This window comes from Flavobacteriaceae bacterium GSB9 (assembly GCA_022749295.1).
GTDB lineage: Bacteria > Bacteroidota > Bacteroidia > Flavobacteriales > Flavobacteriaceae > Flavisericum.
Window position 1 is genome coordinate 3,361,816 of sequence record CP062007.1, and the last position, 21,563, is coordinate 3,383,378.

General features: G+C 36.6%; 19 protein-coding genes. 5 read left to right on the top strand and 14 right to left on the bottom strand.

Annotated features, from left to right (window positions below; all coding sequences use genetic code 11):
- Position 1: 1 nt before the first annotated feature.
- From GSB9_02996 to GSB9_03007, 12 genes are all read right to left on the bottom strand, one after another.
- On the bottom strand, positions 2 to 232 hold the full coding sequence (locus GSB9_02996) for a DUF6095 family protein (GenBank protein UKM66406.1): 231 nt from the start codon (positions 230 to 232) through the stop codon (positions 2 to 4).
- Positions 213 to 1,040 carry an N-acetylmuramic acid 6-phosphate etherase gene (gene murQ / locus GSB9_02997; protein ID UKM66407.1) on the bottom strand — a complete coding sequence of 276 codons (828 nt, stop codon included), beginning with the start codon at positions 1,038 to 1,040 and terminating at the stop codon, positions 213 to 215. Before murQ ends, GSB9_02996 begins: the two co-directional genes overlap by 20 nt.
- Positions 1,041 to 1,069: 29 nt before the next feature.
- Positions 1,070 to 2,530 carry a TolC family protein gene (locus GSB9_02998; protein ID UKM66408.1) on the bottom strand — a complete coding sequence of 487 codons (1,461 nt, stop codon included), beginning with the start codon at positions 2,528 to 2,530 and terminating at the stop codon, positions 1,070 to 1,072.
- A gap of 6 nt (positions 2,531 to 2,536) precedes the next feature.
- Complete coding sequence (locus GSB9_02999; protein ID UKM66409.1) at positions 2,537 to 3,892, bottom strand: ABC transporter permease; 1,356 nt, start codon at positions 3,890 to 3,892, stop codon at positions 2,537 to 2,539.
- 1 nt (position 3,893) lies between these two features.
- Positions 3,894 to 5,138 carry an RND transporter gene (locus GSB9_03000; GenBank protein ID UKM66410.1) on the bottom strand — a complete coding sequence of 415 codons (1,245 nt, stop codon included), beginning with the start codon at positions 5,136 to 5,138 and terminating at the stop codon, positions 3,894 to 3,896.
- Between the two features lie 109 nt (positions 5,139 to 5,247).
- Positions 5,248 to 6,066: a DUF4249 domain-containing protein gene (locus GSB9_03001; protein ID UKM66411.1), complete on the bottom strand. Its 819-nt coding sequence runs from the start codon at positions 6,064 to 6,066 to the stop codon at positions 5,248 to 5,250.
- 4 nt (positions 6,067 to 6,070) lie between these two features.
- Positions 6,071 to 8,443, bottom strand: coding sequence for a TonB-dependent receptor (locus tag GSB9_03002; GenBank protein UKM66412.1), 2,373 nt, complete (start codon positions 8,441 to 8,443; stop codon positions 6,071 to 6,073).
- A gap of 113 nt (positions 8,444 to 8,556) precedes the next feature.
- A complete protein-coding gene (locus GSB9_03003; protein UKM66413.1) occupies positions 8,557 to 10,770 on the bottom strand; it encodes an NADP-dependent isocitrate dehydrogenase in 2,214 nt (737 codons plus the stop codon).
- A gap of 863 nt (positions 10,771 to 11,633) precedes the next feature.
- Positions 11,634 to 11,984, bottom strand: coding sequence for a 50S ribosomal protein L19 (gene rplS, locus GSB9_03004; protein UKM66414.1), 351 nt, complete (start codon positions 11,982 to 11,984; stop codon positions 11,634 to 11,636).
- 138 nt (positions 11,985 to 12,122) lie between these two features.
- The gene (gene trmD / locus GSB9_03005; protein ID UKM66415.1) at positions 12,123 to 12,800 is read right to left on the bottom strand and encodes a tRNA (guanosine(37)-N1)-methyltransferase TrmD; all 678 of its coding nucleotides are present in this window, start codon (positions 12,798 to 12,800) and stop codon (positions 12,123 to 12,125) included.
- A 54-nt stretch (positions 12,801 to 12,854) separates the two neighbouring features.
- Entirely contained in the window at positions 12,855 to 14,150 is a 1,296-nt protein-coding gene (locus GSB9_03006) for an APC family permease (protein UKM66416.1), read from the bottom strand.
- 3 nt (positions 14,151 to 14,153) lie between these two features.
- Positions 14,154 to 14,420 carry a heavy-metal-associated domain-containing protein gene (locus tag GSB9_03007; protein UKM66417.1) on the bottom strand — a complete coding sequence of 89 codons (267 nt, stop codon included), beginning with the start codon at positions 14,418 to 14,420 and terminating at the stop codon, positions 14,154 to 14,156.
- 257 nt (positions 14,421 to 14,677) lie between these two features.
- On the opposite strand from GSB9_03007, the gene yaaA reads away from it, so the two are divergent.
- The gene (gene yaaA / locus GSB9_03008) at positions 14,678 to 15,436 is read left to right on the top strand and encodes a peroxide stress protein YaaA (GenBank protein UKM66418.1); all 759 of its coding nucleotides are present in this window, start codon (positions 14,678 to 14,680) and stop codon (positions 15,434 to 15,436) included.
- 28 nt (positions 15,437 to 15,464) lie between these two features.
- On the top strand, positions 15,465 to 16,190 hold the full coding sequence (locus tag GSB9_03009; GenBank protein UKM66419.1) for a hypothetical protein: 726 nt from the start codon (positions 15,465 to 15,467) through the stop codon (positions 16,188 to 16,190).
- Between the two features lie 3 nt (positions 16,191 to 16,193).
- Here GSB9_03009 and GSB9_03010 read toward each other — a convergent pair whose 3' ends face one another.
- Entirely contained in the window at positions 16,194 to 16,328 is a 135-nt protein-coding gene (locus tag GSB9_03010; protein ID UKM66420.1) for a 30S ribosomal protein THX, read from the bottom strand.
- Positions 16,329 to 16,568: 240 nt separating this feature from the next.
- On the opposite strand from GSB9_03010, the gene GSB9_03011 reads away from it, so the two are divergent.
- The 3 genes from GSB9_03011 to GSB9_03015 all read left to right on the top strand — a co-directional run bounded on the left by GSB9_03011 (position 16,569) and on the right by GSB9_03015 (position 19,556).
- A complete protein-coding gene (locus GSB9_03011; protein UKM66421.2) occupies positions 16,569 to 17,264 on the top strand; it encodes a uracil-DNA glycosylase family protein in 696 nt (231 codons plus the stop codon).
- Positions 17,265 to 18,050: 786 nt separating this feature from the next.
- Positions 18,051 to 19,325, top strand: coding sequence for a DEAD/DEAH box helicase (locus GSB9_03014; protein ID UKM66424.1), 1,275 nt, complete (start codon positions 18,051 to 18,053; stop codon positions 19,323 to 19,325).
- A gap of 6 nt (positions 19,326 to 19,331) precedes the next feature.
- Positions 19,332 to 19,556, top strand: a complete 225-nt coding sequence (locus GSB9_03015; protein ID UKM66425.1) for a VF530 family protein — start codon at positions 19,332 to 19,334, stop codon at positions 19,554 to 19,556.
- A 50-nt stretch (positions 19,557 to 19,606) separates the two neighbouring features.
- On the opposite strand, the gene GSB9_03016 is transcribed toward GSB9_03015, so the two are convergent.
- The gene (locus tag GSB9_03016) at positions 19,607 to 21,490 is read right to left on the bottom strand and encodes a T9SS type A sorting domain-containing protein (protein UKM66426.1); all 1,884 of its coding nucleotides are present in this window, start codon (positions 21,488 to 21,490) and stop codon (positions 19,607 to 19,609) included.
- Positions 21,491 to 21,563 lie beyond the last annotated feature (73 nt).

Consider the following 21,563-nt stretch of genomic DNA (forward strand, 5'->3'; position numbering starts at 1 on the left):
ATTATTTGTTTTTAAACATACTGCTCATTATAAGTCTGATGCCTTTAAAAATTAAAAAAACGGCCATAGCGCATATTAAACAGCCCACAATTAACAAAGGAATATACAACGGGTTTTCTGGTTGACTAAAAGCAAAAGTGAGTAAAATAGGGCCTATAAAAAGACTCAACACCGCAAAGATTAATGTTTTTATACCCTTAAAAAGAATAATTTTATCCGTTTTGTTTTCCATAATTGTAGTTTTTAATGGCTAATCGCACATTTTTATAGGTTTTAAGCAGAATTTCTGCTTCTTCTCTGTTAATATTTAGTTCTGTCATTATCATTCTGGTGCCACGATCAACCAATTTGTTATTACTCAATTGCATATCAACCATTTTGTTGCCTTTAATATGCCCTAGTTGAATCATGGTTGTCGTGGTAATCATATTCAAAACCAGTTTTTGGGCTGTACCTGCTTTCATTCTCGAACTTCCTGTAACGAATTCGGGACCTACAATAACTTCAATAGGAAATTGAGCCGTTTGCGATAGGGGACTGTTAGCGTTACAAGTTATGCAACCCGTAATAATATCGTTTTCGTTACAGGTTTTTAAGGCAGAGATAACATATGGCGTGGTTCCTGAAGCAGCAATACCAACCACAACATCATTTTTAGTGATGTTGTGGTTTTGTAAATCTTCCCAACCTAGGGTTAGTGAGTCTTCAGCAAACTCTACCGCTTTTCTAATGGCCGAATCACCTCCAGCAATAAGGCCAACTACCAATTCGTGGGGTACGCCAAAAGTGGGCGGGCATTCCGAGGCATCTAAAATACCCAAACGTCCACTGGTGCCAGCACCCAAATAAAATAATCGCCCACCGGCTTTTAGTTTAGTGACAATCTGTTCAACTAATTGTTCTACCTGCGGAAGTGCTTTTTCTACAGCATAGGGTACGGTTTTGTCTTCGTTATTGATGTTAGTCAATAATTCTAAAACCGACATGTTTTCCAAATGGTTGTAATTAGAATCTTGTTCTGTAGTTTTTGTAAACCCCATGTGCCAAAAATAGGAATTAATTGGCAGTTTTAATCGTAAAGGACGTCTTCAACTTCTATTTTTTTATCATTTATAAAATCGTACAGCGTAAGTTGTCTCAATATGTAATAATCGCGCCAAAAGTTTTCAAGCGAGTTTAAATATCTTAAAACAGCATCATCTCTTTCTCGAAGTGCAATATTTAAATCGGTTATTGTAATTTTTCCCAAAACATATCGTTTTTTTGATATTTCGTAACGTTTGGTGGCTACTTTTTTGGCTTTTTCCGATGTGAATAAAAAATCGCGTTGATTGGTCCAATTGAGTACATGAAGATAGATTTCCTGTTCAAATTCCTGCATGTCTTGGTTAATGTTGTTTTTGGTTAAGTTTAAATTGGCCTCGGCCATTTTACGTCTGGATTTCGATACACCCCAGTCAAAAATAGGAATGCCAAGTGTTACCCTAACGCTTTGTTGTTTGTTGTAGTTGTTGAACAAGTTATTAAAGTCATCGCCATTTTGCGAAATACCAAAATTAGCCGAAACCCCAAGGTTAAGTCTGTTGTTTCCTTTTTGAAAAGCAACTTCTTTTTCTGCTTCAAGGCGTTTTCTTCTAAACTCAATAACAGCCTTTCGATTAGATTGGGCTTCGGTTAACGCTTTGTTTACATCCACTTTAAACAAAGGGAGCTCTTCGGGTACAGCCAATGCTATATTTTCTGTATTGAGTTCTAAAAAACGGGCTAAGTTTTGGGAGGTACGTTTAACTTCAATAGTGTTGGTGGTTACTCGGTTTTTAGAATTTAAAAGGGTCAATTCCATTTGCAACAGTTCGTTTTCGGCAATTTTTCCCATTTTAAATCTTCCTTCAGCAATTTGATAAAGGGTGTCTTGGTTTTTTAGGTTGGTTTTGGAAATTTCCAGTTGCATTTGGGCCTTGAGCAATTCGAAATAACGGCGCGATGTGCTTACCGCTATTTGCTCCATGTTTTCAATAAAATCACGCTTGGATTCTTCGTAAACCAAAGGTTCAATTTTTTTATCCCACTTAAACGCATTATAAAGTAATGAGTTTTGAAAATAATTTATCGTAAACGGAATTACGGAATAGCCAATATTTTCGTCTAGTCCAAAAAGTTCAATCCGGTTAATACGTGAATTTATCGATAAGGTTCCTCCGGTATAGGGCACACTTTGCGATAACGATAAACCTCCTTGTACGAACAGTTGATTTTTGGTTCTAAATACATCTTGGCCTTCGTCATTTGTAATTAGCTCTACTTCATTTCTGTATTCTGGTAAAATAGCATTGAATCGTAATTCAGGTAAAAAACTGGCCTTATAATTTCTAAAGCGCCAATAACTTGCTTGGTTTCTGTTGAGGTTTATTTTATAATCTGGTGATTTCTTTTTTGCAATACTTATAGCCTCGCCAAGTGTAATTTGTTTTGATTGGGAAAAGGCTATTAACGGAAAAATTATAAGGGTAATTATTAGTTTTTTTTTCATGATGAATTATTCTGATCTTAGTGCTTCTATAGGTCTTTTTTTGGCGGCCGATTTGGCGGGGAATATGCCAAAAGTAAGTCCTACTAGTACCGCAATAAAGAATGAAACTAATATTGATGTAAGGGATAAAACGGTTTCGATGCCAGAAACCATTTCGATAATGTAGGCGCTTAAAATACCCAGTAAAATACCAACAAAGCCACCGCCAACGCTAATTAAAACAGACTCTGAAAGAAACTGTAAAATAACATCTTCTTCGGTTGCTCCAATGGCTCTGATTATTCCTATTTCTTTGGTTCTTTCTAAAACGGATGCCAGCATAATATTCATAATGCCTATACCTCCAATGAGCAAAGAAATACCTGCAATAATGCTTAAGACTATATTGAAAATCTGTTTTGTTTTTTGCTGTTGTTTTAGAAGTTGAATGGGAATGGTGATTTCAAAATCCAATACGTCGTTATGCCTGCGTTTCAACATTTTACTTAGCACTTCGGCCGTTGCTTTTAATTGGTTTGAATTTGCCACCTGTATAGTCAATTTATCAATTTGGTGGTAGTTGCCGCGGGGTATTTTCTTTTTTGGGCCATTTTCATTTCGGTTGCTGCTGCCTATGTTATCACTTATTATCTTACGGTCTTTGTAACGGGTTAAAAATGTGTTCAATGGGATATAAACATCTTCATTGAGGTCTCTAATGCCCAAGTTTTCCTGAGCTTTATTTGAAATAAATTTTTCTTCAATAACTCCTATTACCTGTAACCAAACATCTTTAACTTTTATTTGTTTTCCAAGAGCACTTTCACCGGTAAACAACTTTTTTTCTACTTTTTTACCAACTATGCAAACCGGCATGGCATTTTTTATATGATAGTTTGAAAAAGACTTTCCTTTGTCTAAAGCAATATTAGAGGTTTCGAAAAAACTAGGGGAAATACCAATGAGCCTTACCGGATTTTGTTTGCCGTTATTTATCATATAGGTTTTCATGATAATTTCCGGACTAACCAATTTTACACTTGGAATATGTTTTTTTACGTTAAGTGCATCCATGACGTCCAGACCTTTTGAAAACCGCTTAGATTCGGCATCTTCACTGTCTTGTTGTTCTTCGCCAGCATCATCTTCGTTTTCTTCATCAGGTATGGGAGTGACAACAATATTGTTAACGCCCACAAGTTCCAGTTGAGACAATATTTCTTTTTCGGCTCCATTTCCTATGGCCAACATGGCGATAACCGAAGCGACACCAAAAATAATACCCAAGGCAGTTAAAAAGGTTCTTACTTTATTGGTTTTTATAAACCAAAATGCTTCGTTAAAATTGGATTTTAGCTTTTCAAAGAGTAGTCTGTTTATCATGCTATTCCAATAATGTGATGCTTTTATCTTCTATATCATCGGGTTTGTTTAAATACACGACATCATTTTCTTTAAGGCCTTTTTTGATGATGACAACTTCGTTATTTGACACCCCAAGTTCAACTTGTTTTTTTTCGATGGACAAACCAGATTTCACATAGGTATAGCTAATAGAGTCTTTTGAAAAAATGGCTTCTAGGGGCACCATTAATACATCGTCCTGTTGTTTGGTTAATATTCTGTTAGATGTTGTCATTCCTGGGCGAATGTTTTTATTGGTACCATTTATTTTAATTAAAACCTGAAACAATTTTATATCCGAGCCCGCTTTGGTTTCACCAACATTGGCCACATCGGTTACCACACCATCTAATTCGATATCGGGAAAGGCATCAAACCCAACTTTGGCGGTAAGGCCTTTTTTAATTTTTCTAATGTCAACTTCGTTGCTATAGGTTTTAGATTCCATTTTGCTAAGGTCAGGAAGGCTTGCAATGGCCGGTTCCCAGGGTGAAACGGTAGAGCCCACTTTCTTTTTGGTGCCATTCCATTCCTTAACGTAGGTTACCATGCCGTCATCATCAGAATATATGGTAAACTCTTTTTGCAGGTCCATTAATTCCTCTATCTGCTTTTTGTATTTAGATACCTCGGTGCCAACTTCAATCATTTTGGCATTGGCCTGTCTTTTTTTAATGGAATAATCGGCTCTTTTTTCTTTTAGTTCCCTTTCGGTTTTTTCGATGTTAATTTCCAACGAACGTACCGTAGCTGGGGGCTCATAAATAGAGCGTTCTAACTCCAGTTTGTCTTCTTCAATTTTAAAAAGTAAATCTTTTATGGCGTTGCGCTCTTGTTTTAGGGTAAGTGTGGTATCCAACTCTTGTTGTGTGTACCTCGATTGTGCTTTTTCTAGGTTTAGTTGGGCATCAAGTATTTTTCCGTTAAGTTCAGAAACATCCAATTTGCCAATATAGTCGCCTTTTTTAACCACGGTACCTTCAGGAACCAAATCTTGTATTTTAATGTTGTACAGCCCAAATCGTCTGGTATTGCTGGGGCCGTTTATTTTTTTTGAACTTGTGGATTGGGCTTCGCCCGAAATAAAGACTTCATTTAAAAATGTGCCTCTTACTACTTTATTGGTTAGTGAAACAGCTTCATCAGAAGATGAACTGAAAAATGAATAGGCAATAATAGGAAGAACAATAACACCTAAAATAATGGCGATTCTTTTTTTGGTCATGCTTAGTTTTTGTTGATGAAGTTTTAAAATTACAAAAAAAACAAAGCTGTAAGATTTTATTTGGTTAAATAAAACCTAATTTTTAATAAATCATTCAAAATCGTTCAAATTATTGAATCTCATAGGTGAAAACGTCGGTTTCAGAAGCTCTAAAAAAGCCCAATGGAAAATTATCGGGATTGGTTTCATTAATACAATTGCCCCTTAACGTGGCAGGTTGGGTTTCAAACGGATCGCCAGCTTCGTCATCGGTTTGTTGCAACAGTATAAACATGAACTGATACGCCTGATCTGTAATACCAGAATTTCTTATGATGAGTTCGTCACCTGCCTCTAAATCTTCATCAGAGAAAAATGCAAATATTTGATTTCCATTGGTAAACACATCGTCATAAACTTCAAGATTTACCTTGTTGCTATTAAATAACAAAAATTCAAATAAATAAAAGTTTTCGGTGTCCTCGGGATCGGTGTAAAAAGCTTTGATCTCAATTTCATCACCGGCAAAACCACCGTCGTTTTTTTGTTCAACATATTCTATCGGAACAACTGGAATCATTGCTGTAGTAGCCGAGTAGACTTCATTATTGTAAATAATGTTTAAATTGTAAAGCATGTTGAGTACCGGTATAAATTTTTCAGTTTTATAAACACCACTATTGCCGTCTTCGGTAAAATTAAAAGTATTATTGTTCATATCTGTAACCGTCACGGTTGCTCCAGTTGCCGCTGGTATGCTATTATTAAAATAGGGAGCGGTTAAACTGAGCTGTATTTGTTGCATATTGCCATCGGTGCCTTTTACCCAATATAAGGAGGCATCAATGACTAATTTTGGCTTGCTGTTGTCCAGTTCAACGTCAATAACATCTTCACATGAGTAAAAAAACAGAAGAAACAAAGCGAGTATGTATAATGTGCTTTTCATGAATTTAAAATTTGAAATTGTATGAAACGGAAGGTACAATGCCAAAAATGGACAACCTTGTAGCTTCATTATTACTGGTATCTGAATTTCTTCTAAAATTTATTGAAGCTGCATTTTTTCTGTTGTAAATATTATAGATGCCAAAAACCCAATAGCTTTGCCAACCTTTCGATTTTTCGGGTTTTGGTGTATAATTAAGGGCAAAATCTAAACGGTGGTAAGCAGGAAGTCTGTTTTCATTTCTACCCTCGTAATGTGGAATGTTTAATCCGTTGTAGGTGTACTGTGCCGTAGGAAAGGTGGCCGGTTGCCCCGTTTGAAGCAAAAAATTGGTGTTTATTTTCCACTTGTCGTTCCATTGGTAACTGCTGGTTAAAGAAATATCGTGAGTTTTATCGTAGGGTGTATTGTACCATTTGCCATAATTTAAGCCCAGCTCGTTAGGGGTTCTGCCTGGTGTTTGTTGCTCCGATTTAGAAAGTGTATAAGCTAACCATCCTTTAAAATTTCCACTGTTTTTTTTAAGCAGTAATTCGGCACCGAAGGCTCTTGCTCGACCGTTTAAAATAACCTGTTCTATGGCGTTGTTTGCTATTAAGTCGGCACCATCAATATAATCGATACGATTTTTAATTTTCTTGTAAAAACCCTCAATTTCTAAAGAAAAGAGGTTGTCTTTAAAGTTTTTGAAATAGCCAACAGCATATTGGTCTAACAATTGGGGTTTTATAAATTTCCCGCTTGGCGTCCAAATATCCAGAGGTGTTGGCGAATTGGTATTTGAAAGTAAATGCAAGTATTGGCTCATACGATTGTAGCTCAGTTTTACCGAACTTTCTTGGGTTAATTGGTAGGCTAGTGAAACTCTGGGTTCTAGGTTAACAAAGCTTTCAATAACATCGCTTTTTTTGAAAGATTCGGTTCCTATGGGGGCTGCTTTTTCATAGATTTGGAAATCTTCGTTAAAAACAACAGCTTCATCATTTTGATAAAGATTAAGTTCGTTTTGCCCTAAACGATGAAAACTGCTTGAGCGTAAGCCATACGAAAGCGATAATTTATCGGAGACTTTATGCTCGGCATCAATATACAATGCATTTTCAAAAGCATACTTATCTGTTAGTTTAAATGGGTTTATGCCTGAAGTAGGTGTGGTTGGATTGATTTCTCCGGGGTTGAATTTATAATAAATACTGTTTATGCCGTATTGCAGTTTAAAAGTATTGCTTACGTAGTGTTTAAGGTCGTATTTAAGGTTAAAGTTTTTTATACCCGACACCCAATCGAACTCTACAAAATTTAGTTTTAAATTGTAATAATAATCGGAATAGATGAGTGATAAGTTTGAAAACAACTTATCGGAAAACAAATGGTTCCATCTAAAATTCAATACCGAGTTGCCGTAAGTGTTTTCAAAAGTATCTTCAATGCTAAAAACATCGCGCCCAAAATAACCCGATAGGTAAATGTTGTTTCGGTCGTTTAACTTATAGCTTAGCTTGGTGTTGAGGTCATAGAAATAAGCAATATTATCGAGGTCAAAAAGCGGTAAAAATAAGTGGGCATAACTGGAACGACCACCTAAGAGGAATGAACCTTGATCTTTTTTCAATGGGCCTTCAACGAGCAAACGACTTGAAACGAGGCCAATGCCACCATTGGCATGAAATTCTTTACTATTGCCCTCTTTTTGGTAAATATCTAACACTGAAGACACACGCCCTCCATAACGTGCAGGAATACCACCTTTAAATAGCCTTAAATCTTTAATGGCATCGGGGTTGAACACAGAAAAAAAGCCAAACAAATGTGATGAATTATAAATGGTGGCTTCATCCAGAAGAATCAGGTTTTGGTCTGCTGCCCCACCACGCACGTTAAAGCCTGAAGCCCCTTCACCAACTGTGGTTACTCCAGGTAGTAATGTAATTGCTTTTATAATATCAGATTCGCCGAGTACAACAGGAATTTCTTTGATAGTGTTTGAGCTGAGTTTATTCACACTCATTTGCGGTGCTTTGATATCCAACCTTTCTACATTTTGGGTAATGATGACTTCGCCCAAATCTTCGAGGGCATCTGTTAAACTGAAGTTTTTAGTGATGTCTCCAGTTAAGTTGATGGTTTCAGAAATAGTATTGAAGCCCAAATAGCTCACCACAACATTATAAGATCCCTCTGGGAGTGTAATGGAGTAAAAGCCATATTCGTTAGTCGTTGTGCCAGATTGTATTTCTGGAAATATAATGTTAACCCCAATTAAGGTTTCGTTACTTTTTTGCTCAGATACGGTGCCACTAATGGTAAATTTTTCTTGAGAAAACAATGAACTACAAAAACACCAAGTTAATAGCAAGAAAAGCGATTTTTTTTTCATAGGCAGACCCAACGGTAATTATGGAGCAAGGCTCTCAGGTAAAGCTCAATTTTTTATAAAAATAAAAAAAAGCCCCTCAAGAAGGGACTTTTAATATATTTTAACAGAATGATTTATCCTTCTATTATAGCATTAAAGGTTTTACTTGGACGCATCACCTGGTTGACCAAAGCTTCATTTGGTTCATAATAACCTCCTAAATCTGTTGGTTTTCCTTGGATATCGTTTAATTCTTTAATGATAACAGCTTCGTTTTCTTCTAAACGTTTGGCTATAGGAGCAAATTCTGCTTTTAAATCTTGGTCTTCGTTTTGATTGGCCAATTCTTTTGCCCAGTAAAGAGCTAAGTAGTAATGACTACCTCTGTTGTCGAGTTCACCAGCTTTTCTAGAAGGCCCTTTTCTGTTTTCTAACAAGGTACTTGTAGCATCATCTAGGGTTGCGCTTAGAATTTTAGCTTTAGCATTATTATTTGTTTCACCAAAATGCTCAAGGGAAACAGCGAGGGCTAAAAATTCTCCTAAAGAGTCCCAGCGTAAATGGTTTTCTTCCAATAATTGTTGAACGTGTTTTGGAGCAGAACCTCCGGCACCAGTTTCAAATAATCCACCACCATTCATTAAAGGAACGATAGATAGCATTTTGGCACTGGTTCCAACTTCAAGGATAGGGAAGAGGTCTGTAAGGTAATCACGAAGTACGTTACCAGAAACAGAAATGGTGTCTTTACCTTCTTTAAGCCTTTTACAAGTAAAAATTGTGGCATCGATAGGCGACAAAATTCTTAAATCCAATCCAGAAGTGTCGTGGTCTTTTAAGTATGCGTTTACTTTTTTGATTAATTCGGCATCATGTGCGCGATTCTCATTCAACCAAAATACAGCTGGCGTTTCGGAGGTTCTTGCGCGTGTAACAGCTAGTTTTACCCAATCTTGAATTGGAGCATCTTTGGTTTGGCACATACGCCAGATATCGCCCGCTTCAACGTTGTGTTTCATTAAGGTGTTACCGCTATTGTCAATAACTTTTACCACACCGTCTGAAGGTATTTCAAAGGTTTTATCGTGTGATCCGTATTCTTCGGCCTTTTGAGCCATAAGCCCTACATTAGGTACAGTTCCCATGGTTGTTGGATCAAAGGCACCATTTTCTTTACAGAAATCAATAGTGGCTGTGTAAATTCCAGCATAGCTACTATCTGGAATTACGGCTTTTGTATCTTGTGGCTTTCCTTCCGCATTCCACATTTGTCCAGAATTACGAATCATTGCTGGCATGGAGGCATCAATAATAATATCGCTAGGGACATGTAGGTTGGTGATACCTTTATCTGAATTTACCATTGCTAAATCCGGACCATTTTCAATAGCCGTTTCAATGGCTTTTAAAATTTCTTCTTTTTTGTCAGCAGGAAGTTCATCTAATTTAGAAAGCACATTTCCAAGTCCGTTGTTTTCTTCAACACCAATTTTTTCAAAAACATCAGCATATTTGTCGAAAACATCAGCAAAGAACACTTTTACAGCATGACCGAAAATGATAGGATCTGAAACCTTCATCATGGTTGCTTTCATATGTAATGAAAATAACGTGCCGTTGGCTTTGGCATCTTTAACCTGTTCTTTCAAAAAGCTAACCAATGCATTTTTGCTCATTACTGAACCGTCTATTATTTCTCCTTTTAGGATGGGGAAAGATGGTTTTAAGAGTGTTTCGTTTCCATTATCGTCAACATGTACGATTTTAATATCGGTAGCTTCGGCTAAAGTTAAGGATTTTTCGGTATGAGCAAAATCGCCGTTTTCCATAGTGGCAACATGAGACTTAGAATCTGAACTCCAAGCGCCCATACTGTGCGGGTTATTTTTTGCAAAATTCTTAACGGCCTTTGGTGCACGACGATCGGAGTTCCCTTCGCGTAATACAGGATTAACTGCACTTCCTTTTATTTTGTCGTAACGCAACTTTATTTCTTTTTCAGCGTCAGTTTTAGGTTCGTCAGGATAGTTAGGAATTTTATACCCCAAAGCCTGCAACTCGGCAATAGCCGAACTTAATTGAGGAATGGAAGCACTTATATTTGGTAGTTTTACAATATTAGCTTCTGGTTTTTTTGCCAATTCGCCTAATAACATTAAATCGTCTGGAACTTTTTGGTCTTCAGTTAAAAAATCTGGGAAGATTGCTAAAATTCTAGCAGCCAAAGAAATGTCTTTGGTTTCGATATCAATACCTGAAGATTTAACAAATGCTTTTACAATTGGTAACAACGATTCTGTAGCTAAAGCTGGGGCTTCGTCGGTTTTTGTATAAATAATTTTAGACATTCCTAATGAGTTATTTTAAAGAATTATTAAAAAGCTAAAAACATAAAATGAAAAAGACGTTTCGTTTTTAGCGATGCGAATATACAAAAAAATGGCAGTTATTAATGTTTAAACGATTAACTAAAATATTGGGCGCTACAGAATTGCGATAATGGTAAAAAAGATGGGCAAGAGTAAGAATTTCTTAAAGAATAACGGTTAAGCTTAAAAAAACAAAAGCCATATCATGATAGAATTTAATCTACTTTGACATGGCTTTTTTGAAATAACTTAACGTGACCTTTTAGTATTTCTACTATCAAACTCAAAATTTTCATTTAAATCTTTCGGTTCAAGTGTTGTTATTTCAAAGAAACATTCTTGTAATTTTCAAAATGTATTGACCTATTACATCATGTTTCCGTAAATTGTTTTTCTTGATGCTATTAACTCCCTATTCGCTTTCGCGTTAAATTTATTAACAGCATTGCTTTGTATTGGACAACCCTCGCTTTCGCAATTTTTGTTTTTAAAAGCTTTCAATCGTACTAGTGGTCTATCTGTTCGCACATATAACTCTATTTACGATATCATGGTTTTTAGCTTTCGTACGCATACACGTAGATGCTCAAAAACCTCAAAAAACAATTTTTTATAAGAACGTTACCTTATTTAGAATATAATACAAATTCGCTGTTGAAACGAAACCAGCACAATACTGTTATTATTTCTTCATCTAAGATACAATAAAAAGTCCAGTTGTCCAAGTTTTTTAACTAATTTGTTTTCAACAGGTTATAAAGGCAAGTTGTTAACTTTTGTTAATAAAAAAAAGCCTTGAAATTTTCAAGGCTTTATTCGTTTTACGCAGTGTTGCTGGGCAATTAGCGTCTCGCTTCTTTAATTCTGGCTTTTTTACCAGTAAGACCTCTAAAGTAGTAGATTCTTGCTCTACGTACTTTACCACGCTTGTTAACTTCAACTTTTTGCAATGCAGGAAGGTTTACGGGGAAGATACGCTCAACGCCGATTGAACCTGACATCTTTCTAATCGTAAAGGTTTCTGAAGCTCCAGTACCTCTTCGCTGTATTACGGTACCTCTAAAAAACTGGGTACGTGTTTTGTTGCCCTCTTTAATTTCGTAGTAAACCGTGATGGTGTCACCAGCCGAAAAATCAGGCAATTCTTTTTTTGTTACAAATTCGTCTTGTACAAATTTTACTAAAGATTCCATATCTTTAAAATTAATAAGTGATTAATTCAGAACAACATTCACGATTCTCGCCAGAGGTTAAGCCGAAATTGGCTGCAAAGATAATTAAAAAGTTAAAAGCGGAAAGCTAAAACTAAAAGTTTTTTAATAACGGTAAATTTAATCTTCAAGTAAATCTGGCCGTCGCTCTTTGGTTCTGATATACGCTTGTTCTTCGCGCCATTTTTCTATTTTGGGTAAATTGCCGCTAAATAACAACTCGGGGACTTTCCACCCCTTATATTCGCGGGGTTTGGTGTAAATGGGGGGTGCTAATAAATTATCTTGAAATGAATCGGTTAGGGCTGAGGTTTCGTTGCCCAGCACGCCCGGAATTAATCGAATAACCGCATCGCACAGTACGGCAGCGCCTAGTTCACCACCGGATAGTACATAATCACCAATAGATATTTCGCGGGTTACCAGATGGTCGCGCACCCGTTGGTCTACACCCTTATAATGGCCGCACAAGATGATAATATTTTCTTTTAGTGATAATTGATTGGCTATACCTTGATTAAGGGTTTCGCCATCTGGTGTCATGTAGATAACCTCGTCATAATGACGTTCGGCTTTTAAGGTAGAAATACATTTATCAATGGGCTCTACCATCATCACCATACCTGCGCCACCACCAAATTGGGTATCGTCAACCGATTTGTAATTATCGGTAGTATAATCTCTTAGGTTGTGGAAGTGTACTTCCACTAAATTGGCTTCAATGGCGCGTTTTAAAATGGAGGCTGTAAACGGGCTTTTAAGTAATTCGGGTAAAACGGTAATAATATCAATACGCATAATTCGTGCTAAATAGGAGGGCAAAGATAATTTAATTGCACATTATTTTGCTAATTACTTATTAGACGTTTTTGTTGACGGCCATTTTTTGTATGTGGCCTCAAGAATAAATGCAAACACTATTATTCCGATAGCAACTAATACACCGGTCTTATTATCTTGGTATTGCTGGACTATAAGTGTTATAAAAGCTGCAAAACAAAGAAAGCTAGCTGTAATGTGAATCCATTTATTGGAGTGTAGTACTTTAAATTTTTTATAACCAATAAAATTTACAATGCAAAAAATTAATAAAAAGCCAGCACTGCCCGCTGTTGATATACTTTGCAGATTAAATAGATTTACCAACGCGGCCGATAAAATAGCGGTTATAACCATACCAACTGGTTTGCCCCAAAATTTATGGCAAAAATATTCTGGGAGTTCTTGGTCTTGGGCTATATCATAGTTGACCCGACTACTGCCCAATACAGTTGCGTTTATTGCCGAAAATGTAGATATTAATGCTGTAACGGTGATAATGGTAAATCCGATGTGGCCTAAAATAGGTTCGGAAGCTTTTGCTAGAACGTAATCTTGGGCGTTAGCTATTTCAGAAAAAGGCAAGGAGCCTACGGTAACAATTGCAATTAATATGTACAACACCACAACAAAACCCACAGCACCAAAATAGGCTTTTTCAGTGTTTTTTTCCTTGTTTCTTAAATCTGAAATGGAATTGGCAATAAGCTCGAAACCTTCATAGGCAACAAAAATAACCATGCCTCCTGAAAGCAACAATAAAGGACTTTCCCAATGTTCTGGTAAGAGTTGCGTAAGGTTTTCGGTATGTGAGGAAAAACCATAAAACCCTATTGCAATAAAAGCAATTAAGATAATAAGCTTAACTACAACGGCTACGGATTCTATATCGCTTACAAGTTTAACGCTCATGTAGTTTATGAGCAAAGCGAAAATAATTATCGAGGTCTGTAGAATTTTAACGTCTACTTCCTTTTGGCCACTTATTGAAATCAATTCAAGGCCATAAGAACCAAAGGCAGACGCATAAAGCGCCAACATAACTATATAGCTTATCCACAATAAATTGTTTACGCCACCAGCAAAAATGCCATTGCCATATTGTTGGTGTATAAATTTAACGGTGCCCCCATTTTCGGGATATTTCTTTGATAACTTCGCGTAAGAATAGGCCGTTAAAAGCGCAATGATGCCAGCAAAAAGAAACGCTATTGGGGTACCACCTTTGGCTAGCGACACCGCCAAACCCAAAACTGCAAATATACCACCACCAACCATGCCGCCGATTCCAATTGAAATGGCATCTTTCAAACTTATTTTTTCACTCATGCCTTAAAGTTTAAATAGCCCTTTAGGGATGGCATGGTGCCCCGTTTTTTTTACGGCGTTTTCAATATCGTCAACCTTAACCATGGCAGAGGTATATACAGCTATCTGTACCGGAAACTTCTGGGTGTCGATAAATACTTTTTTCACTCCAGGTATTTTCAGAATAAATTTCTTTATGGTCTCCAATTTGTCGCTGTCGTCTTTTGTAGCGTCGGTTTCAAAAATTTTACCGTGGTGTCCAGGTATTACATTTTCAGAAAGCAAACTCATAATTTATGTTACGTTTAATAATTAGTGCCTTGTTATTAGATTAGTAGGATTTGTTCAAAGCTAAATTACTGTGATTGAAGAATCCTGCTCTTAACGAAGTTCGGCATTTATTGCGACAAAATCAACTTATAGATTCGTTTTATATAGCCATTTAAAATAATTTTAACGGTAAGAATTATATATAAATTAGTAATCGTAAATTTGATTGCACGGAAATTAAGTTTATCCTTATTTAAAGAAATACAGAAAATATTTATATGAAATTAGTATTGTCACCAGCAAAGTCATTAGACTTTGAAAGCCAATTGCCAACAGAACAGCATACCCAAGCTCAGTTTTTAAAACAATCGGAACGCTTAAATAAAATACTTAAAAAGAAATCGGCTAAAAGTTTATCGAAACTCATGAGTATTTCTGATGCTTTGGGACAATTAAATTATGAGCGCAATCAATCTTGGGAACTACCCTTTACTACCGACAATGCCCGCCCCGCTATTTATGCCTTTAGTGGTGATGTTTACCGCGGATTGGGTGCTTATACCATTCCTAAAGATAAAATAGAAACACTCCAAAATACCGTGCGTATTCTTTCAGGATTGTACGGGTTATTGAAACCGACTGATTTAATACAGCCTTATCGCTTGGAAATGGGAACTAAAATGCCCGTTGGTACAAAGAAAAACCTTTACGAATTCTGGAAAAAAGACATTACCAAAGCGCTTAACGAAGAATTGGAAGATGATGAGTTGTTTTTAAACTTGGCGAGTAATGAATATTTTAAGGCGATTGATAAAAAAGCGTTAAAAGTCCCTGTGGTTAATATTACTTTTAAAGATTTTAAAAATGGTAAATACAAAGTCATTTCCTTTTTTGCTAAAGAAGCCCGTGGACTTATGGCTAGGTATATTGTAGATTCGGGTGCAAAATCCATTGATGATATCAAAGGTTTTAATTATGAAGGTTATGGGTTTAGTGAAGACATGTCGACCGAAACAGAGTTGGTATTTATAAGATAATCCTTATTATTGTATAAAAGGTTTTTTTATGCAGTATTACCTCATTTTAGCGCTTCAGGGCTATTGTGTTTACCACCTCATTACGCGCAAAAATCCGTTTTGGTGGTTTTTTATCATTATGTTTATACCTGTGATAGGCAGTATTGTTTATTTAATAACACAGGTGTACAACAAGCGAGATGCCGAAAAAATAACCAACGAAGTGGCGCACATCATCAACCCAACCAAAAAGGTAAAGGATTTGGAAAAGAGGTTGCAATTTTCTGAAACGTATCAAAATCGTGTAGATCTTGCCGATGCTTATTTAGAAATTAAAGATTATAATAACGCTGTCACCCATTATTTGGAAGCGCTTAAAGATCAATCGCAAAATAATTTTTACGCTGCCAAAAAATTAATTAATGCCTATTTTAACCTTGAAGATTACCAAAACGTTATTCATTATGCCGAAAACATAAAAGGGCATCCAGAATTTTATAAGTCGAGAACCCAGTTTCTATATGGTCTGTCACTAGAAAAAATGGGTAACATTGGAGAAGCAGAAACCCATTTGCGTCAAATTGATATTAGATACTCTTTTTACGAAGAGCGCTTGATATTGGCCAAGTTTTTAATGAGCATAAAAAAAGAGACAGAAGCCAAAGAGATTTTGAATGAAATCTTTAATGAATCCAGCCACATGACCAAACCTAACAGGCGTCTCTACAGAGGCACTATTGCTGAGGTTGAAAAACTATTAAAAGAATTCGATTAATTGCTATTTCGGACTAGCCTTTTCGCCTACATTAATTTTAGTTTCAATTGAAGGTTTCTTTTTTATGCGTGGCCTTCGCTTGCCAAAAGTGCCTCGGTGTATTTTTCCGCGTTTCGTTTTTTTATCGCCTTTACCCATGGTTTTTTATTTTTAGTGGTTCATCATTCGTTGTGCATTTAGAACATAAAACTAGTTACGCGTCAGTTCGAGAGATTTTGAGGGACTAAAAATCGTATCGAGAACTATTTTGTGATGAAAAATTCTCTTTCTCGATACAAATTTCACTCTTTTTTGTCGTGAAATTCACTCGAACTGACGAACGATTAATAAATTTCATGTCGTCAAAATATAATAAATTAACAACTAAAATTCAAATTTCTGTTTTTCCATAAACATCCATATCCACCATTTATAAACAAAGATACTACAAGGCTCATTGTGGGCACTTTACCGCCACCACGATTTTCAACGGGCCAATTGCTCGAAAAGGATGTCGATTTTTGTTACGGTAGCTATTATAATTCGCTTTGGCTTTTTATAGATAAAATTCATAATCTGAATTTGCGCTACGATAATTCAGAAGAAGCTGTGAAGCAGCGAGAAGCATTTTTAATAAAACATAAAATTGGAGTATGTGATATTGTGGAAAGTGCCGAACGCGAAAAAATAGATGCCTCAGATTTAGGTATGGTAAACATCGAACTACGCGATGTGGTGGGCTATTTAAAAGCATTTCCAAATATTAATACGTTATTGTTCACTGGCGGAAATAGTAAAAACGGTACCGAATATTTTTTTAGAAAACATTTAAAGGAATACGGATTAAAATTGAAATTAGTTTCAAACGAAGTGCCCCGAATCCACGAATTCGTTATTCCGGTAGAGCAGGATGTTGTTTTGCGTGGAGGCGAAATGGAACAACCCCGTAAAATAAAAACTGTTTCACTAACCTCGGGCTCTGGTGCAGCTAATATCTCTATTAGCCGATTGCCGTTGTACAAACAGCTAAAATCTAAAAACCCCGATTTCAACACCTTCGATTTTAGGGTGATGCAGTATCGGGAGTTTTTTTAAGATGCTTTGTTAGGAGTTTGTTGCGAGAAAACCCGCATTAATGAATTATAGCCGTCGTTCTACATAGTTTATTTATTCAGGATTAAAAAGGTGTCAATTGAGATTTTAATTTGTCATATTGCTCTTCAGTTATTACTCTTAATTCTAATAATTCTTTTGCTTCTATCAATTTAGAGATAGCTTGTTCTTTAGTTAATTTTCCGTTCGATTTTTTAATTTCTCCACTTCCAATGCTGTGTCATAGTCAATTAAAACAGGGAGAAGCCCATAACCTTTAAAATGTGCATATAATTTGTATCCGTTTTTTTTTTTTTTTTTTCGTTCCATAAGTTTTTAATTTATTCACAACAATTTTTTTGTCGACTAAAGTATTTGATACTCTTTGTCCACCTTGTGAAATATAAGTAAATCCTAAGTCAGAATAGGGAATACCCATTGTCAAAGTATTTCCAACCTTTAAAGTATATCCAATTTTAGTGATATAAATTTTATATTCCGTTTTTTTGTCAATTTTCCGTATTCCGCTGTTTGGGAATAGCCTATTGAAAAACTAAAGAAAATGATTAAAATAAATATTATCATTTTTTGGTCAAATTATGCTCAACTACAGGATATAACACTATTAATATAATACATAATAAATATCGATAAAAATTCCTACACATTCAAATAAATCCTAATTACCCATAAAATAGCTGTACCTTTGCGCCTTAATTAAGAGGACGGTAATATTAGGCATTTAAGCCACTTGCCAAAGCCCATTTGGGTTCCTTATAAATAGCATATATGACATTCAAATCATTGGGCTTATCTGAAGCCTTATTAAAAGCGGTGGATCAAAAAGGTTACACCACCCCAAGTCCCATTCAGCAAAAAGCCATTCCGCCCGTTTTACAGGGTAAGGATGTATTGGCATCGGCACAGACCGGTACTGGAAAAACAGCAGGTTTTACCTTGCCCTTGCTTCACGTTTTATCGGAAAACCCAAAAGATAAATACCGGCCTATCCGTGCCTTAATATTAGCCCCAACCCGCGAATTGGCGGCACAGGTATATGCCAATGTTAAGGAATATAGTGCCTTTTTGAATTTGCGTAGTGCCGTTATTTTTGGTGGTGTAAACCAAAAGCCACAGGTAGCACAAATACGAAAAGGCGTTGATATTTTAGTGGCTACCCCAGGACGTTTGCTTGATTTACAAAACCAAGGTTTATTGTCGCTAAAACGAATAGAAATTTTTGTATTGGATGAAGCTGATCGCATGCTCGATATGGGTTTTTTACGCGATATTGAACGGGTAATCGATATGATGCCCAACAAAAGGCAGAACTTAATGTTTTCGGCCACCTTTTCTAAAGAGATAAAAAAGTTGGCGCACGGTATTTTAAATCAGCCTGTACAGGTAGAAGCTACACCCGAAAATACAGCGGTTGAGGCCATAAGCCAAAAAGTGTATCGGGTGGCTAAAGGTTTAAAAACGGGACTGATTATCAAATTGATTTCAGAAGGTAACTGGCAACAGGTTTTAGTATTTACACGCACCAAACATGGAGCGAATAGACTGTGCAAAAAAATGGTAAGCGCCGGTATCTCGGCAGCGGCCATTCATGGTAATAAAAGTCAGGGTGCGCGAACTAAAGCTTTATCCGGTTTTAAAAGCGGTAGTGTAAAAGCTTTGGTGGCTACCGATATTGCGGCGCGAGGATTGGATATTCCGTTGTTGCCACATGTGGTTAATTTTGAATTACCAAATATTTCTGAAGATTACATACACCGAATAGGCCGAACAGGTAGAGCAGGGGCGAACGGTCAAGCCATATCTTTAGTGAGTGCGGATGAAACAACCTATTTAAAAAGTATAGAAAAACTAATAGGTGAAAAAATAGAAGTTGAAATTGTTGAAGGGTTTGAACCCGACTCTAATGCTTCCACCGAGCCTATAAAACCAGGACAAAATCGGGGTAGAAAAAACCAAAGAAACCCTAGAAATTCAAACCGAAGTTCGGGTAAAAATGTAAACTCGAGGCGACGTGGGCGTAGTAGCAATAAGCATAATAATTAAAGCATTATGGAGTCGCAACCTAATAATCCGTTACATGGTGTTAAACTAGAACAAATTATAAATGAACTGGTGGCCCATTATGGTTGGGAATATATGGGCTATACAATCAAAATAAAGTGCTTTACTAATAACCCTTCAGTGAAATCTAGCTTGATTTTTTTAAGACGAACACCGTGGGCTCGAACGAAGGTAGAAGCCATGTATTTGCAAATGCTAAAGAATAAGAAATAGTAAAGCCTGAATTCAAAATATAAAAAAGTTGAATTCAGGCTTATTTTTAATTATTGCTTCATTATTTTTTTAACAATGGTGTTTTCAGCGTTGGACACTTTTACAAAATATAATCCAGCACCTAAATGGTGTAGGTTTAATACCGCTTCGCCAGATTTTACTTGATAATCTTTTATAACCAGTTCGCCTAGGCTATTGTATAACTGAATTACGGTATTGTTTTTAATACCACCCTTAAGGGACAGGATAAGTGTGTTTTTTGTTGGGTTTGGGTACAATTGTATCAAAGATTCTAAATCGGATTTTGAAACGGACAGTACTTCACCCGAGCAAACATCAATTCTATCGAGGTTTGCTGCACCAGAACTACCAAGTGCTATAAAGCGGAGGGTATTGCTGCCTTGATTTAAGTTTAAAGTAAAATAAACGTTATCCCAAGTCGTCCAACTCCCTGTATTTGGAAAACTCAAATTGCTTATTTGTTCTGTACTGTTAACACTAACACTCATAGGGCGGTCTGTGCTGCCATTGGCATATCGGAATCTTACATTATAAGTGCCAGCTGCGGTTACGTTAACAGTGCCTTCCCACCATTCGCCGGCGTTATTATCAGTATTTACAAAACCAGTACCGGTAAAGCCTTCGTTGTTGGAATCCACACTACCAGAACTCATAATTCCATCTTCAGCTTGGTATGCTTCCCAACTGCAGTCTTCATCGCATGGAGTATTCCCAGTGTTTCCTCCAGAACAAATACCACAGCCGTCAATGGTCGCAGTTCCATCTTCATCACCGTTACAATCCAGTTGGCAGGGTTCAAGTCCTGTATTACCGCCTACACAAGTATCGCAATCGTCAATATAAGCAGACCCTAAATAATCACCGTTACAGTCGTCCCCCAATTTACCAACACCTGCATACTGCGGGACAATGGTCTTAACATCGGTTGTGTTAGTTGTTAAAGCAGAAGCATAATCATAAGGGATATCGGCAACGCAATCCTCTGGAAATGGACGTGAAGCCTGACTTACAATAATATTGTCGATGCGTTCAGTTTTACCAGGTGAATCAGATGGCGTGTAAATGGAATAATGAAGCGGCTCATAGTAGTTTTTTTCTACACGAACACAGGTGTTGGCTCTTATTTCGGTGGCGTCTTCAGCTTCATTTATATAATTATTAAAAAAGTGCCCAGTTGATCCGCGGTACATTGGGACTCTTAGTTTCACTTTATCGTAATGATTATGATGCATGGTAACTTTTCTATCTGTCCACAGGTCACTATCACTGGAACCAACCAAACCACCTTTATGATGGTCGTGTAAGTAACACCAAGAAATGGTTATAAAGCCCGAGTTGTTTTTTATGTCAATCAAACCATCATATAAATCCTTATTGGTTTGCACATCGGGGTCTTCAGAAAAAATCTCACAGTGGTCAATCCATATATTGGTAGAATTGCCGTTTATTGAAATGCAATCACCACCATTCACTAATATTTGAGGTAGGCCATTGTCTCCAGTCGATGAATAAACACCAGCTTTGTCTGTTCTGGTCGTAACTCCAGTTAATGAAATCTTTAAGTTTTGGATAATCACATTACTATTGTTTTTTACTTCAAGCCCAATACCGTACAAAAAAGCATCGCTGCCAACTCCAATAATCGATTTGTTTGAGGCAATGCTTATTCTGCCACCTTCAGGGCCATTTTCTATGGTGCCGTTAACCATAATGACGTATGGTGTAGCACTTTCGGCATAACTTTTCAGTTCCGTAAATGTGTTTGCAGTAACGGTAGAGCCTGCTTGGCCACCTGTTGTTCCTCCGTTTTCCGTAGCGAATCCAACCAAGTCAAAATTAGGCTGGGCCAATAAATTGTACGTTGCAAACGTAAAAATTAGAGAAGTAACAATTAAAAGTAAAGGTTTTTTCATAGTGAAAATATCAGTATTGTTGATGTTTAGTTTAGTGAGTTAAATGTAAGAATAATTTTGCTATTATAGCAAG

Excerpts from the sequence above, each read along its gene's own strand:
- yaaA (UKM66418.1), top strand. The coding sequence starts at position 14,678 with ATGAAATTAGTATTGTCACCAGCAAAGTCATTAGACTTTGAAAGCCAA.
- GSB9_02998 (UKM66408.1), bottom strand. The coding sequence starts at position 2,530 with ATGAAAAAAAAACTAATAATTACCCTTATAATTTTTCCGTTAATAGCC.
- GSB9_02999 (UKM66409.1), bottom strand. The coding sequence starts at position 3,892 with ATGATAAACAGACTACTCTTTGAAAAGCTAAAATCCAATTTTAACGAA.
- GSB9_03010 (UKM66420.1), bottom strand. The coding sequence starts at position 16,328 with ATGGGTAAAGGCGATAAAAAAACGAAACGCGGAAAAATACACCGAGGC.
- GSB9_03003 (UKM66413.1), bottom strand. The coding sequence starts at position 10,770 with ATGTCTAAAATTATTTATACAAAAACCGACGAAGCCCCAGCTTTAGCT.
- GSB9_03016 (UKM66426.1), bottom strand. The coding sequence starts at position 21,490 with ATGAAAAAACCTTTACTTTTAATTGTTACTTCTCTAATTTTTACGTTT.
- GSB9_03001 (UKM66411.1), bottom strand. The coding sequence starts at position 6,066 with ATGAAAAGCACATTATACATACTCGCTTTGTTTCTTCTGTTTTTTTAC.
- rplS (UKM66414.1), bottom strand. The coding sequence starts at position 11,984 with ATGGAATCTTTAGTAAAATTTGTACAAGACGAATTTGTAACAAAAAAA.
- GSB9_03009 (UKM66419.1), top strand. The coding sequence starts at position 15,465 with ATGCAGTATTACCTCATTTTAGCGCTTCAGGGCTATTGTGTTTACCAC.
- GSB9_03015 (UKM66425.1), top strand. The coding sequence starts at position 19,332 with ATGGAGTCGCAACCTAATAATCCGTTACATGGTGTTAAACTAGAACAA.
- trmD (UKM66415.1), bottom strand. The coding sequence starts at position 12,800 with ATGCGTATTGATATTATTACCGTTTTACCCGAATTACTTAAAAGCCCG.
- GSB9_03006 (UKM66416.1), bottom strand. The coding sequence starts at position 14,150 with ATGAGTGAAAAAATAAGTTTGAAAGATGCCATTTCAATTGGAATCGGC.
- GSB9_02996 (UKM66406.1), bottom strand. The coding sequence starts at position 232 with ATGGAAAACAAAACGGATAAAATTATTCTTTTTAAGGGTATAAAAACA.
- GSB9_03002 (UKM66412.1), bottom strand. The coding sequence starts at position 8,443 with ATGAAAAAAAAATCGCTTTTCTTGCTATTAACTTGGTGTTTTTGTAGT.
- GSB9_03000 (UKM66410.1), bottom strand. The coding sequence starts at position 5,138 with ATGACCAAAAAAAGAATCGCCATTATTTTAGGTGTTATTGTTCTTCCT.
- murQ (UKM66407.1), bottom strand. The coding sequence starts at position 1,040 with ATGGGGTTTACAAAAACTACAGAACAAGATTCTAATTACAACCATTTG.
- GSB9_03007 (UKM66417.1), bottom strand. The coding sequence starts at position 14,420 with ATGAGTTTGCTTTCTGAAAATGTAATACCTGGACACCACGGTAAAATT.
- GSB9_03014 (UKM66424.1), top strand. The coding sequence starts at position 18,051 with ATGACATTCAAATCATTGGGCTTATCTGAAGCCTTATTAAAAGCGGTG.